Raw genomic sequence first — 14,924 nt, forward strand, 5'->3', positions numbered from 1 at the left:
CGGCCATTCGAAGATCGATGCCACTGCGGCAAGCAAGCCCAGCATCAACCAGACCAGTAGCAGTTGAACCAGTAAACGGGATGGCTTCATGAGCGCGGAGCGTCGACCTTTTCCAACAGGTTGCCGAGCACTTCATCGACGCCGAGACCATCGATTTCCACCTCCGGCGCAAGAATTACCCGGTGTCGTAATACCGGTAATACCATAGATTTGACATCGTCCGGTGTAACAAACCCAACCCCGTTAATCAGTGCCATTGCCCTCGCGCAACGTAACAATGCAATGCTTGCGCGCGGACCGGCTCCATGCCGCAACAGCGTGGTGCCGCGGGTTGCGCGTACCAGGTTAACCGCGTATTCGGCAACCTTGTTGTCAACCTCTACCGCAGCACATTGTTGTTGCGCGGCCTCGACATCGATTAATTGCCGGGTATCGTCCTGGCCACCACCAAAGGATTCCACGGCGTAACGCGTCGCGATCAGGAACTCGTCATCGGCCAGCGGGTAGTCGATGTTGATCTTGATGATGAACCGGTCCAGTTCTGCCTCCGGTAACGCGTAGGTCCCTTCCTGCTCGATCGGATTCTGGGTTGCCAGCACCATGAAGGGTTTGCCGACCTCGAGTGACTTACCATCCAGGGTGACCTGGTATTCCTGCATGACCTCAAGCAATGCGGCCTGGGTTTTGGCAGGTGCCCGATTGATTTCGTCGGCCAGTAACAGGTTGGTAAAAACCGGGCCCTGCTTGAGTACAAACTTGCTCTGGGACATATCGAACATGACATGTCCGGTAACATCTCCGGGCATCAGGTCGGGCGTGAACTGGATGCGCTTGAACTTGCCACCGATCCCGGCAGCGAGTGTCTGCACCAGCAGGGTTTTACCGAGACCCGGTACCCCCTCGATCAGGACATGGCCACCCGCAAGCATCGCGATTAAAACCTGGTCGACGACATGAGACTGTCCGATCAGCCGGCTGTTGATGTGTTCTCGGAGCGTATTAATCGCCGCGGATGTTGTGCTGGTTGAATCATTCATAGTGATTGCTCGATGTGTTTTAAGAGTCTTACCGTTTGTACAAAAGAAGATTCGCTGAAGTCAGCGCTGGTAAAGGCACGCGCAATTGCCTCCGGATTAAGATCACAGCGCTGCGCGATCAGCTCGAACTGTCGCGCCTGATCGGCATGGCCAAACTCGCCCAGTGTCAGGCTGGCACGTCGCAGCACCCGCGTACGCAATGGTTCCACCAGGTATCGCCCCTGGCGACGATGCCACAGGTAATGCGAGATTGACGAGAAATGCTCTCCCAGGGCGCGCGAATTCGACCGGTTACGCGGCACCAGTCGGCCAAAGCGATAGCCGGTCCGCCATATCCAGATCAATATCAATAATCCCGCCGCGATTAATACTTCGCTCGCATTTTGTCGCATCAGTGTCCAGATCGAGTCACGTAGCACCGAACGCAGAATTGCGAAGTTGCCCTCGTCCGAACTCAATAGCCATAACAGGTAGGCATGATCGTACTGATCGATTCGATACGACGTCCAGATGCCCGGATCGGAAATGATCGTTAACAGGCCGTTTCCAACCTCGAACTGCATCATGTGAACCCCGTATTCCGAGTAAGACCAGCTGAAGGGTCGGGGTTCGATCACACTCTCGGTGTCAGAGATGTAGGGATGCAACAGGATCTTGGCATCGTCAAAAGCAACTTCGACTTCGCCAATGTCATCGGAAAACTGTACCCAGGTGGTCGAGACTTCCTCATCGTTCAGGGATTGCGCAATCTCTTCCCTCGATTTTCCCGCTTCGATCTGACGATTATAGTCACGCAGGGTTTCACTCAATGTTTTTTCCTCGCTCTCGTCTTCGGAGTCAAACTTACGCCAGTCGACCTCGATCGAAAATTCGCGCAGCAACATGTCATCGTCATCGGACACCATGTCAGCGGTGTAAATCACATTGCCACCCTGCTCCAGCCAGTCCATAACCTGCGCGAGTTGACGAGGGGTCTGCACCTGGTTGGCGTCACTGAAAAAAAGCGTGCCGAGACCCGAGAGTTCATCGAGTCGGGTAAGGCTATCAACGTCGGTTACCTCGATACCGGTTCTCGCCATGAATTTCTGTGCCGCCAGGTAAGGATTACGTAACGCGTCGATACTCCAGCCCGATTCCTCCGTCTCCTCGTAAAACTCGATGCTCCAGTAAAATCCCGAGCCGACCAGTCCAAGCAAAACCAGTCCGAATACGAGCTTGAGATAAGGACTACCGCGATTCATCGGCTAACTCCGCGGTCCAGGCATTGCACAATCCCTGAATGGTTTCACTCTGTGGTAGCTGGTGTCCGTAGGCGAGTCTACGCCAGACATTGGTGAGTTGCCCGAAGTATTCGCTTAGCGAGTCGATTCCGCGAGCCCTGACCAGCGCGGCACACTCGGCCTCGGTATGGCTGGCGCGAAATTCAAGTTCGTGTTTATCGATCAGGCGTGACAGCGAAGCACGATACAAAAGGCTCAGTGCTTCCCGGTAACTACCATCGGACCATAATCGCATTACCTGGGCCGGCACATCGGGCGGCAGGCTTTGCGGAGTCACGTCAAGGCCAAATAATACCTCGGGGGCAACTTCTTTCTGCTGGGCTCGTCCCAGCCTGGACAAGGGTCCGCGAAAGCGTCTAATCAGATAAATTATCAAACCGGCAAATGCGATAACGAGCAACAGCTTGACCCATGTCGCGATATTGCTCAGGGACTCCGACCAGTCCCCGTATAACTCCAGCCACTCAAGAAAGTCGATCATCCATTCGGGAAATACTTCGTCGTCCTCGTCGCTCCAGCCCTTGAAACGCCATTTACGCACCGTCCTTTCCTGTCCAAAATCCTCGTCCTGCAACACCGACTCGATCAGTTGCCTGGCTGATTCGCGGTCAAGCCCGGTTGCGGCGTCAACCGCAGCCGGTGACGTTAGCATTATCACTCCAACAAGAATGATGGCTGCAATAGCGCCAGTCCCGGGCCTGGCCTGCCGTTTGCGATTGGCCAGATTGCGGAAGCTGATTTCAATATCCCAGGCCTCGAGCTCGATTCTGCGATTGAGATAAAGCGCAAATCCGGCCATGGTATGGAACGGCATAACCAGGGTCATTGCCGCGATTGCGGCCAGGGTGTAAATCCATTCACCCGCCAGGGTGAGGTCATCAAAATTGTCGTAATAGCGGATTCCGAATGTGTCCGGCGTAAAGAAGTCGAGCAGTATTATGATGCCGAAGGCGACCAGCAATTCGAAACAAAAGCATACCAGCTGGTTTCCGAGCGCGACATCGCTATACCTGCCATGCAGTATACGCAAGCGTTGACGACGCGACCTGCCCTTCAATTCCTCGAGCACCGTTACCGGGTTATCGAATGCGCGTTGCACCGAGAAGCGCCGCCATAGCAACCACGGCAGAATGTCTTTGAGCGGCAGCGCCTTCATGTTGGACCAGGTATCCGGCTCCTCGTCGAACAACATGCGGCTGCCGATATAAAGCGGCAGGCGTTCCCAGAAGGGTTTCAGCCACCAGACAAACAGCAGGGCCCAGAAAGGACTCTGTGAAAACACTCCCAGTAACACGACTGATAGCGGTAGCAACGGTAACAGGCTGGCGATGTATAGCTGCCGCCACCAGGCTCGCGCCATCAGGAAACCAAGATCGACGGCCTGCCAACCCGAGCGCAGGCAGGCGTTAACCTGCAGCTTATCCAGATTCATGTCGACGTCCGGAAAACGAATAGACCAGCACCAGTGCCCATAAAATCGCGCCAACCGTGTACTTAGTCGCGATCGACAGGCTCGTGCTCGAAGACCAGAAAGCCTCCAGGAACGCAGCAATAATCAGCATCAAAACAATACCGTAAAGCATCGGAACAACGTCACGACCGGCCTTGCGCAGCGAATCCAGCCGCGACGACTGTCCCGGGTTCAGGATCGCGTAACCGAGCCTCAGTCCCGCGGCACCGCTGAATACGATCGCAGTCAGCTCGAACGAACCGTGGCCAACCACAAACGGGTAAAACGTATCGACATAGTCCAGGCGGGTTAAGTGTCCGGCAATACTGCCCATGAACATGCCGTTGAAAAACAACACCAGCAGGGTACCGATTCCGACCACCATGCCGCCCGCAAAGCAACGGAACGCAACGCTGATATTGTTCTTGATGTAAAAACCGAACATGAATATGTCGGTATCGGCCTCGCGCTCGCGACCTATTTTGCGCGCCTCGGGGTCATACATGCGTTCGATCTGGCGCACCTGGGGGCCGTCGAGCACGCTGTAGACCGCATCTTCATCGAAATAGGTCCACGCGCCGGCGACCAGACCGGGCATCACCATTACCAGAAACGCAACCAGGATAAAATACCGATGACGGTAAATTGCCAGCGGGAAATCGCGTTTAATAAAAGCATAAAGATTCAGGCGGCTTTCCGCCCGATGTCGGTATAGCTCGCGGTAAAGATCGAGTACCAGATTGTTCAGGCGCTCTACCAGCGCCGCATCGTAAAGCCGCTCCTTGGCGATCGACAGGTGCTGGCACAAGAGCAGGTAATTCTCAGCCAGCACCCTGCTGTTGCCGGCCTGGGAGGGTTTTTGCAGTGATTCTTCGATCTGCTGCCAGGTGGACTGGTGCTGTGCTTCGAACAGTTGCTGTTTCATCGTACCCCCAGGAACCAGGCCCCGATGCGCTGTAACCGTTCAACCCCGTCATCCCCCTTTTCATGCGTGACACCTTCGAGAATATTCGCCAGCTCTCGTTGCCGGGGTTCGGAAAGCTGGTTAGTGCGCTGCATGAATTCGATGATTGAAGACTGCTCGGTTCGCAGTAGCGGGGTCGGTGGTGCTAGTGGCACGATCTCTTTCACCGTTGCCGGTTTCGAAGACTCCGGCACGCTGATCACCAGGGTTCCGGCAGCCAGGTCGCCGAGCCTCTGAAAACGCTGGTTCGACAGCATGGTCACCAACCCGGCCAGGTAAAACAGGGGAAGGAAATCGACCGTGCGCAACAGGTTCCGCACCATCGAGGTGCCCAGCGTTACCGGGCTCAGATCGTCATTAATCACCGAAATTTTGAGCAGTTTCTTGCCCGGAGTCTGCCCGCGCGCGAGAACTTCGAACAGAACCGGGTATAACCACTCAATAACAAACAGAAAGATCAGGAAAAAACCGCCACCCATACCAAAGCTACCGAACGGAATCGACAGCAGCGACATGATGAAAACGATGATGCCGCGAATGCCAAGGTCGATGGCAAAAGCAAGGCATCGCGGAATGGGTCCAACAACCTGTGCTTCAAGGTTGATACCCCCCGGAATCTCGACCCGATAGCTTGTATCCAGCAATAACGTTCCTTAATCTGCGAGGGTCTTGGCCTCGGCGCCAAACAGTTTAAAGTAAACCAAGGCGTAGGCCAGTGATACCCACGGGATTATCCAGATTAACGGGATCGTCAACGGAATCATGCCCAGCGTTACCAGCAGTATGATCAGCAGCAGAAATCCCGTGGCCCGAAACCAGATCCGCGTGACCGCCTTACGTGATGTCTCGAGCGCCTGCCATGCCGTCATGTCCTTCTCGATCATCAAGGGCAGCGAAAACATGTAGGCAAAGGACAGGTAGATACCGGGAATGATCAACAGGATGTAACCGAGCGTAATCATCAGCGACATCAAGATGTACCAGAGTATGGCGCCCGGGATTCGGTGAAAATAATTGAAGACGGAACTGGGAGAAACCGATTTTTTCTGCGCGTGGCGGATAGCCATGATGGTGATGCCGGCAATCATCGGCATGGTCGCAGCGATTGCAACGATTTGTACCAGCGACGCTATGATTGACGAGGTCACCTCGTCTGCACCCATGGCTACCAGCCCGAATACAATCGGAACACTGATCAGCGCGGCGACCAGGTAGACGACTAACCAGATCACGGTTGCGATATGGCACTTGAGCTTGAAACCCTTCAGGTTGCGCCAGGCCTCGCCGAGCGTCTCGAGCATCCCGATTTCTATATTGCCTGCGATCGCATCTTCTATGTTGCCGCCACTGCGTTCGGAATGGCTCTCGTACGCGAGGTCGGATTCGGGGGTAGCGTAGATATCACCCATGGATAAGCCCTTGATTTTACTGGTTGAACCACCCGATTATAGCAGGTCAAAAACGCTATGCTTGCTCGCATCAAAATCTCACGGATTGGCTCTTTGTCATGATTAAAACTGGCTGACAACTTTTGCCGGCAAGGTTCGAAGGGCAGGCCTGGCTGGCGCTTTTCGAACACACGCTTAGGTATGCGATCAGGGCCCGAATAATCTATCCAGGATTAGCCTCCTGCATAATCCAGTCACGGAATATCTTGATTGCAGAAGTGGACTCGACCCCTCGCTGATACACCAGGTAGTAACCATAGGCATCTAATCTGACGGGCTGATACTGGTACAAGCGACCTGCCTCTACCTCATCCTCGACCAGGAAATCATAGAGTGCGATACCCTGGCCGTCGATAACCGCCTGTACCCGGACATTGGGATCGGGAATTACCAGGTCATTCGACCCGGGCATCCATTCAAACCCCGCAGCCGCAAACCAGTCCCTCCAGGCCTGGCTACCGTCACGATCATGCAACAGAGTTTGCCGTCTGATAACGTTTTCGATGCCTTCGGTAATAATTTTCTGACCCGTTTCGCGGCTCGCCGTCAGCAATGCCGGGCACGGAAAAATCAATTCGACCTCCATTGTTTTCTCCTCCCAGTCACCCTTGCCCCAGCGAACCGCAAGATCGAGATCGTTCGCGCGCAAGTCCATCAGGTCAACCAGGGGTTGAATGCGCAGCCCTATATCGGGATGCTCTGTGATGAAGTGCATCAAACGCGGAGATAACCAACGCGATGCGAAATAAGTCGCCATACCGATCGTAATACGGCTACTGGTTTGTTGCCTAAGACCAACTATTTCGCGTTCCACTTTGTCAAACAAATCCTTTGCCACCTGCAGCAGGTCGACACCTTTCTCGGTTAGGCTGAGGTTGCGCTTCGATCGCGAAAATACCTCAAATCCCAGCTCGTCCTCGAGCTGTTGAACCTGGTAGCTGATGGCGCCCTTGGTCAGGTTCAACTCCCGTGCGGCTGCTCCCATGTTTAAATGTCTCGCCACGACGATAAAGCTGCGCAAGTTGTCATATTTTCTAAATCGCATAATTAATGTTTAATTTATTTAAACGATTGGGTCAAATATTTTGATTGGAAAGTATCTATTTTAATTAATAAAATTGTTTTTTATGCCTGATTTAATCGATCAATTTAGTTACACAATAAATTTTCAAAATTTAACGGGGGAAATCCGATGACTGAACTTTCTCGCACCTCGGCGCTGGCGTCACGACATACCGAACTGGGATCGGGCCTGGAAGACTGGAACGGCATGGGCACCGCATGGAGCTATAACAGCGATCCCAATGACGAACACGACGCGATTCGCGAAGCCGCCGGCATGTTTGACATGTCGCCATTGAAAAAAGTTTTTATTCGTGGACCCGATGCAACAAGGGTTGTCGATCATGTCATCACGCGCGATATGACAACAATCTACCCCGGCAAGTCCGCCTATGGTGCAATCCTGACCGACCGGGGCACGGTCTGTGACGATGCCGTTATCGCCAATAACGGCGATGACGAATGGATGCACTGCCACGGATCGGGTGAGAGCATGCAGCGGCTGCAGGAATCAGCCGAGGGCCTCGACGTGGATATCGAACTGGACGACGATCTACATAATATTTCGCTGCAGGGACCAAAGGCTCTGCAACTGCTCGATGCACATACCCCGATCGACCTGGATCAAATGCCGTATTTTCATCACCAGCCGGCTCAGTTGTTTGGTCACCCCTGCCGAATTTCGCGCACCGGTTATTCAGGCGAACGCGGCTATGAAATCTTTGCCAGCGCCGCGGTGGTCGGCGATATCTGGGACCAGATACTTGGCCACGGCGCAGATATCGGCGTCATGCCCTGCTCTTTCGCATCACTGGACAAGGTGCGTATCGAAGCGGCACTACTTTTCTTTGGCTACGATATGACTGCCGAACACACGCCGTGGGAAGTCGGTCTCGGATTTACCGTGAATCTGAACAAGGGCGACTTTCGCGGCAAGCAGGCGGTATTGGCCGCCAAAGGACAAGAACGCTTTGTCGCTGCCGGAATTTCTATCGACCACGACGATGCGCTCGCGGGCGGAGAAATACTAAACCTCGATGGCGTTGAAGTAGGCGTAGTCAACAGCCCCTGTTACTCGCATCGACTTGGCAAATCGCTGGCGCTGGTGCACTTGCGCCCCGACGTGGCACAACCCGGCAAGCGGCTGGACGTGGCCAGCGACGATTTTTCGGGTACAGCCATGGTGGAAACAATCCCATTCTTCGACCCGACCAAGTCGCGTACACATGTTTGAGTAATCCGCAAATGTCGCGAGCCTCCGCACGCCGACGCCAACGAGGTCGTAGCTGTGCCGAACCCGGTGTCGTTAATGCGCCTGCATTCTTGACGCGCAAGATACCCCCTTACGAATTGCTCGACGAGGAAGCGCTGGTCGGTCTTGAAGATCATGCGGAATGGTTGCTGTCGGAAATTGGCATCGAGATTCGGGATGATCCGGAGGCGCTGGAGCTTTTCAGGCAGGCCGGCGCGACCGTCAACGGTGAGTTGTTGCGTTTCGACCGGGGACAGGTGCGCGCGCTTTGTCAAACTGCACCCAGGACCTATACCATGCATGCGCGCAATCCTGCACGCAGCATCGAGTTTGGTGGCGATAACCTGATCTTCGGATCCGCTTACGGATCGCCTTTTGTCACCGATCTGAAAAGCGGCAGGCGTTACGCGTCGCTCGAGGATTTTCAGAACTTTATCAAGCTGACCTACCTGTCGCCGTGGCTACACCATCAAAGCGGCACCATTTGCGAACCGGTCGATATCGCGGTCAACAAGCGCCACCTCGACATGGTTTATGCGCATCTGCGCTATTCCGACAAGCCCTTCATGGGCTCGGTGACGGCACCCGAGCGTGCCGTTGACTCGCTGGCCATGGCTGAAATCGTATTTGGCAAAGCGTTCATGCAGGAAAACCTCGTCATCCAGGGTAATATCAACGTGAATTCGCCTCTGGTTTACGACAACACGATGACGGGGGCGTTGCGCACCTATGCGGCGGCGAACCAGGGCAACGTTATTTCACCCTTTATCATGGGTGGCGCGATGAGTCCGGTCACCCAGCCCGCAATCATCGCCCAGGCGCATGCCGAGGTCATGGTTGGCATAGCCTTGACGCAACTGGTGTGCAAAGGTGCCCCGGTCGTCTACGGCAGCTTTCTGACGACGATCGACCTGAAAACCGGCGCACCGACTTTTGGCACCCCTGAATCGACGCTAGCGACGCTCGCCATCTCCCAGCTCAGCCGGCGCATGGGGCTGCCGTTTCGCTGCGGGGGCCATCTGACCGCGTCCAAGACCGCCGACGCCCAGGCGATGCAGGAATCAACCAACGCGATGAATCCCGCAATCATGGCGGGCGCCAATTTTATCTTCCAGGCAGCAGGCTGGCTCGAAAGCGGCCTGACCATCGGTTATGAAAAGTTTGTCATGGACGCGGAACAATGTGGCGCTCTGGCGCGCCTGGTCGCGGGACTCGAAATCGACGCCGACCAGCTCGCCGGCGAGGCCTACCTTGAAGCCGGCGTGGGCAACAACTTTCTCGGCGTGGCGCATACCATGCGACATTACAGGACTGCAAATTTTCGCGCCGAACTGGTGGACGCCACGCCATTCGAGCAGTGGACTGAAGCCGGCAGCAAGGACATGCAGCAGCGTGCCTACGAATGCTGGAACCGGATGCTCGCAGAGTATGAAGCCCCGCCAATCGATCCCGCAATTGACGAAGCGCTGCTGGATTATATCGCTACAAAAAAGGCATCCATGGAAGACGCCTGGTACTAGCGCTTACGGGACCCTGCCCGATTTCGGAATCACCAGCGCATCAACAATGGTGCAACCCGATTGATTGACAATCACTGGGTTCAGATCGATCTCGGCGATCGCACTGTCCAGGGTAACCGCCAGCTGCGAAAACCTCACCATCAGCTCGACCAGTGCTGCGCGGTCCACCGCGGCCTGGCCACGCACCCCGGACAATAACCTGGCCAGCCGGATCTGGTCGATCATCGCGTTGGCCTGTTCACTGTTTACCGGCGCAAGCCGGAACGCGCGCTCGGCGAGTATCTCGATCAGGATTCCGCCACAGGCGATAATCACCAGTGGTCCATACTGGGGATCGTTTTTCATGCCGACGGACACCTCGACACCGGCTTCTATCATCGGCATCACCACGACCCGATCACCGAGCCGGGTCTGTAAATCACGGTACGTTTTTTCAAGCTGTTGGCGATCTTCGATTCCGACTATGACCCCATTTTTATCCGACTTATGGGCTATCCCCGGCATCGCAGTTTTTAATACCAGCGGGTAACCCAGTGAATCCACGCTTTTGCACAATTGCGCAAAGCTTTTCGCCAGCCGGAAAGGAACCGTTGGCAGGCCAAATTCAGACATCAGGCTCAACGAGGTGATTTCATCGAAGCTGTCATCCACACTTAAACGACTCGACCAGTTCTCGACAATCGCCGGATCGAATTCGATCTCGTTCGAGCAGTCTACGACATCCTCGCCGGACCGGTAATTCATCAGGTTACGCATCGCGCGCAGTGCTACATCGATACCGTTGATGACCGGAATGCCCTGCACGGTCAGCTCGGCCGCGGTTTCGTGAATATTGGTAAAGCCGCAGCTATTGACCAGCACCAGCGGCTTATCACTATAAACCGACAACTGCCGGGCTACGTCGAACAGCTCCGGGTAATGGCAGAAGCCGTCACGGAATTCGAACTCGAAACTCATCAACCCGGTCTCCGCGTCATCGAGCAGGGCCTTGCCGCAGGCCAGGTAGGTTTCAAAAGTGTTGTTGCCGAGCGCACCCATGCCATCCATGGGATTGACCGCCTCGAGCCCGGTCTCGAGATGCTCGCGCAACACCTGCGTCGTAGCCGGCGATATCTCGGCAAACGGAATGCCATGATCCTCGGCCAGGTCGATCATCTGCTCGCGCATACCGCCCGAATCGAGCATGCTGGCGAGCCCGCCGCCATTGACGCGCAGTCCGGTCGCAAACAGCATCGCCGTGACGATCATTTCATCGGCATCGCGGCACAAAACAGCGCCGTGGCGCTCGCATAGAGCAATAAAGGCCTCGTGATCGCCCACGATCGCACCGGAGTGGCTCATCGCAAACTGCGCTGATTTTTCGGTGCGCCCGAGGCGTGTGATAACCACCGGAATCGAGTTGCTGTGGGCTTTTTGCAGTGCGCCGACAAATGCCGGCACATCACGCACGGTTTCCAGCATAATCGCCAGCACCCGAGTTGATTCCTGATCGAGCAGGTAATCCATGTAATCACCAACGGTCGCGTTGGTTTCCTGCCCGCTTGCAATAACATAGTTAAAACAGAAACGCGCATCGTTATTGGCCAGGTAGGTCATACCTGAGCCCGAATGCAGGATCATACCGATGTGGCCTTTAGGACGTCCCGGCGGTGGACGGTCAAAACTGACCAGCACGTTGTGATCAAAGTTATAAAATCCCATCGAGTTGCCGCCACAAACGGGAATACCTGCCTCGCGAGCACTTCTGCGCAGGCGTTCTGGAAGCCTCGGCTCGGGATCATTCTCGATATAGTTCGCCGCGTATATCATGATACCGCCAACCTGCAATTTCAACGCTTGCTCGAAACTCTGCTCCAGCGCGGCACCGCTAATAGCGTAGACGACAAGATCGGGCACCAGCGGCATATCTGCGAGCGCGGCATAGCAGGTCTTGCCATGCAGTGACTCATAGCGGGGGTTAACCGAGAAAATATCCCCTGCGTATTCACATTCCGACAATTGGTTGTGGGTGATCTCCGCGAGGCTTCCCTGGCGCTCGGAGGCACCGACTATTGCAATAGTTTGCGGGCTCAGTAAGCGCTGTAACCAGTGCGACATGGCTTTGAATGAATGAGTGAATGCGGCGCGATTTTGACATATATTGCCGCCATACACACATAAATTTCAGGAGCAGCAATGAGCGCGGAAGTGAGGGTGGAAACATACGATCGCATCGTCGAAATCACCATCGACCGGCCACCGGCCAACGCGATCAATACCGGCGTCTCGAACGCGATTTACGAGGCCCTGGTGATGCTGCAGGAAGACGACAACCTGAGCGTCGGAATTATTACCGGTAGCGGTGAGCGAATTTTCAGCGCAGGCTGGGATCTGAAGGAAATTGCAGCGATCGACAACAATGTGGAAGCGGTCAACAGCGCTTACAGTTGTCCCGGCGGATTCGCCGGTATCAGTGAATTCTGGGGTTTGAAAAAACCCGTTATTTCAGCAATAAACGGCATGGCAGTTGGCGGCGGATTCGAAATCGCGCTGGCGACGGACCTGATCGTTGCAGCGGACCATGTCGAGTTTTTCCTGCCCGAGATGCAGCGCGGGTTCCTGCCCGACGTTGGCGCAATCCAGATTTTACCGCGTCGCATTCCTTACAATGTGGCGATGGAACTGCTCTACACCGGGCGACGCATGAGCGCTGCAGAAGCGCAACAGTGGGGCCTGGTATGCCGGGTTTGCCCAATTGGCGAGCTAATGGATCGTGCGCGTGAACTGGCGCATGAAGTGGCACGCGGAGCACCGCTTGCACTGCAGGCGCTGAAGGAAGTCGTGCCAGCGATACACAGCCTGCCCATGCCGCAGGCATTCGCCGCAACCAAACCGGGCAACGATGATTTACCGGTCTACCAGAAAATGCTGCTGTCGGAAGACTTCATGGAAGGTCCACGGGCATTTGCCGAGAAACGCGATCCAGTGTGGAAGGGTAAATAAACCTACCTTGCCGCGGCGACAAGAATCAGGTTGTATTTTCAGGTCCGTGCCTGCATCAATTTCTGCCTGAGCCGCCCGTGAATCGAAATGCAATACAGTAAAATAAATAACGCGATCAGGTTCTCCTTCATTTCACCGGTGTTGATGATTTTGGTATCAATTATCGACAATATCGGCCTGACCAGAATGACCAGCAGTCCGACAGTGAGACAGTCCAGTGTCGGCCATTGCCAGTAGAGGCGACCTGATTCTTCAAGCTTGATCCGTCGAAAATACCGGTACAGCGGCATAATGACACCACCGATTAGAATGCCCAGTGTCAACAGTAATCGCGGAAGCTGGTCGAACAGAGCATGCACGTTATGCAGGTTGGTCTCACCCTGATCATTCAAAGCTTGCCAGATTTCCACGGTGCCCCAACCGAACATATGCTGACCATAGGATATTTCCTCCAGTGCGAAATAAGTCGCCCCCAGTAACAGCATGAAAAACCAGGCTCTATGGAAGCCCGATAGTCCAATTTTGTTCGCCTTGATGATTGCCGCAACACAAAATCCGATAGCGATTGCCAGGAACAGCACCGTCATGTTTTCGATAATGCCAAATTCGCCCTTGAGCATCTTATAATCGCCGACAATCGCGACCCAGATGAATGAAAACAGGACAACCAGTACTGGCAATCCATGGTAAAGCAGGCTTCTAAGAGTCATGCGTTCACCTCGAACAAACCGGCCGCGCCCATGCCTCCGCCAACGCACATGGAAACAACGACATACTTCGCACCGCGGCGTTTGCCCTCGATCAGTATGTGACCGGTCAGCCTGGCGCCGGTCATGCCGTAGGGATGGCCAATCGAAATCGAACCGCCATTGACATTGAATTTTTCGTTATCGAGGCCAAGATGATCACGACAATAAATGGTCTGGCAGGCGAAAGCCTCGTTGATTTCCCACAGGTCGATATCGTCGATACTTAGACCGTGTTTCTGTAGTAGCTTGGGAATCGCATAAATCGGGCCAATTCCCATTTCTTCGGGTGCATTGCCAGCGACGGCCATGCCTCGATAAATACCAAGCGGCTCCAGGCCACGCTTTTCGGCAAGCGAAGCTTCCATCAAAACACAGGCAGATGCGCCATCCGACAACTGGCTCGCGTTACCCGCGGTAATCGTGCCACCTTCCACCACGGGATTTAGTCCACCCAGTCCTTCGAGTGTCGTTTGCGGTCGATTACCTTCATCTCGCGTCAGCTCTGCCTCGCTGTAGCTGATGTCACCGCTTTCCTTGTCCTTGATTGCACGCATCGCGGATATCGACACAATTTCGTCGTCGAAGGCACCCGACTGTTGCCCGGCGGCGGTGCGCATCTGCGACTGCAGCGCATATTCATCCTGGACATCGCGCGTAATGCCGTACTTTTCTACCACGTGCTCGGCGGTCAGCAACATCGGCATATATGCGTGCTCTGCATGCATCACGACATTAGGATCGGCCTCGTCGGCAACCCAGGGAAAATACTGGTTTTGCACTGCTGAAATATTCTCCTGGCCACCGGCAACGACGATATCCATTCCATCGACGATAATCTGCTTGGCCGCGGTCGCAATTGCCATCAAACCAGACGAGCACTGGCGATCGATCGTCTGCCCCGCCACCGTGTCCGGCAGGCCCGCGGCCAGCGATGCCAGCCGACCAATGTTCATACCGGCAGTTCCCGCGGTTAACACCGCGCCAATAATGACGTCGTCGATTTCGGCGGAATCGACGCCGGAACGAATCACCGCGTGGCGAATCGCATGGGCGGTAAGTGTCGGTGATTTTATATTGTTAAGCGTGCCTTTAAACGCCATCCCGATCGGGGTACGGGCGGTTGATACGATGACTGCATCTTTCATTATGAGGTATGCCGGAAACGGAAATTCGCGGCATT

At 54.8% G+C, this 14,924-nt stretch carries 13 protein-coding genes; 3 read left to right on the forward strand and 10 right to left on the reverse strand.

The window, feature by feature from the left end; genetic code table 11:
* Positions 1–86: 86 nt before the first annotated feature.
* The 7 genes from OES20_15375 to OES20_15405 form a co-directional block, all read right to left on the reverse strand.
* Positions 87–1,037 (reverse strand): MoxR family ATPase, encoded by a 951-nt coding sequence (locus OES20_15375; GenBank protein ID MDH3636080.1) that lies wholly within the window; start codon positions 1,035–1,037, stop codon positions 87–89.
* Positions 1,034–2,278 carry a DUF4350 domain-containing protein gene (locus OES20_15380; GenBank protein ID MDH3636081.1) on the reverse strand — a complete coding sequence of 415 codons (1,245 nt, stop codon included), beginning with the start codon at positions 2,276–2,278 and terminating at the stop codon, positions 1,034–1,036. The genes OES20_15375 and OES20_15380 overlap by 4 nt, the downstream gene beginning before the upstream one ends.
* A complete protein-coding gene (locus OES20_15385) occupies positions 2,265–3,749 on the reverse strand; it encodes a DUF4129 domain-containing protein (protein MDH3636082.1) in 1,485 nt (494 codons plus the stop codon). The genes OES20_15380 and OES20_15385 overlap by 14 nt, the downstream gene beginning before the upstream one ends.
* Positions 3,736–4,692 (reverse strand): stage II sporulation protein M, encoded by a 957-nt coding sequence (locus OES20_15390; protein ID MDH3636083.1) that lies wholly within the window; start codon positions 4,690–4,692, stop codon positions 3,736–3,738. The genes OES20_15385 and OES20_15390 overlap by 14 nt, the downstream gene beginning before the upstream one ends.
* Positions 4,689–5,375 (reverse strand): RDD family protein, encoded by a 687-nt coding sequence (locus OES20_15395; protein ID MDH3636084.1) that lies wholly within the window; start codon positions 5,373–5,375, stop codon positions 4,689–4,691. Before OES20_15395 ends, OES20_15390 begins: the two co-directional genes overlap by 4 nt.
* A gap of 9 nt (positions 5,376–5,384) precedes the next feature.
* Positions 5,385–6,140: a hypothetical protein gene (locus tag OES20_15400; protein ID MDH3636085.1), complete on the reverse strand. Its 756-nt coding sequence runs from the start codon at positions 6,138–6,140 to the stop codon at positions 5,385–5,387.
* A 202-nt stretch (positions 6,141–6,342) separates the two neighbouring features.
* Positions 6,343–7,224: a LysR substrate-binding domain-containing protein gene (locus OES20_15405; GenBank protein ID MDH3636086.1), complete on the reverse strand. Its 882-nt coding sequence runs from the start codon at positions 7,222–7,224 to the stop codon at positions 6,343–6,345.
* Between the two features lie 147 nt (positions 7,225–7,371).
* Between OES20_15405 and OES20_15410 the strand changes: the two genes are divergently transcribed.
* Both OES20_15410 and OES20_15415 read left to right on the forward strand, forming a co-directional pair.
* Positions 7,372–8,475 (forward strand): aminomethyltransferase family protein, encoded by a 1,104-nt coding sequence (locus OES20_15410; protein ID MDH3636087.1) that lies wholly within the window; start codon positions 7,372–7,374, stop codon positions 8,473–8,475.
* Positions 8,476–8,486: 11 nt separating this feature from the next.
* Positions 8,487–10,013 carry a trimethylamine methyltransferase family protein gene (locus tag OES20_15415; protein MDH3636088.1) on the forward strand — a complete coding sequence of 509 codons (1,527 nt, stop codon included), beginning with the start codon at positions 8,487–8,489 and terminating at the stop codon, positions 10,011–10,013.
* A gap of 3 nt (positions 10,014–10,016) precedes the next feature.
* Here the strand turns inward: OES20_15415 and OES20_15420 are convergent, their stop codons facing one another.
* On the reverse strand, positions 10,017–12,110 hold the full coding sequence (locus tag OES20_15420) for an acetate--CoA ligase family protein (GenBank protein ID MDH3636089.1): 2,094 nt from the start codon (positions 12,108–12,110) through the stop codon (positions 10,017–10,019).
* 78 nt (positions 12,111–12,188) lie between these two features.
* Here OES20_15420 and OES20_15425 point away from each other — a divergent pair, with 78 nt between their 5' ends.
* Positions 12,189–12,995, forward strand: coding sequence for an enoyl-CoA hydratase-related protein (locus OES20_15425; protein ID MDH3636090.1), 807 nt, complete (start codon positions 12,189–12,191; stop codon positions 12,993–12,995).
* Between the two features lie 38 nt (positions 12,996–13,033).
* Here the strand turns inward: OES20_15425 and OES20_15430 are convergent, their stop codons facing one another.
* Complete coding sequence (locus OES20_15430; protein MDH3636091.1) at positions 13,034–13,705, reverse strand: hypothetical protein; 672 nt, start codon at positions 13,703–13,705, stop codon at positions 13,034–13,036.
* On the reverse strand, positions 13,702–14,889 hold the full coding sequence (locus OES20_15435; protein MDH3636092.1) for an acetyl-CoA C-acyltransferase: 1,188 nt from the start codon (positions 14,887–14,889) through the stop codon (positions 13,702–13,704). Before OES20_15435 ends, OES20_15430 begins: the two co-directional genes overlap by 4 nt.
* Positions 14,890–14,924 lie beyond the last annotated feature (35 nt).

This window comes from Gammaproteobacteria bacterium, from assembly GCA_029862005.1.
Taxonomy (GTDB): Bacteria; Pseudomonadota; Gammaproteobacteria.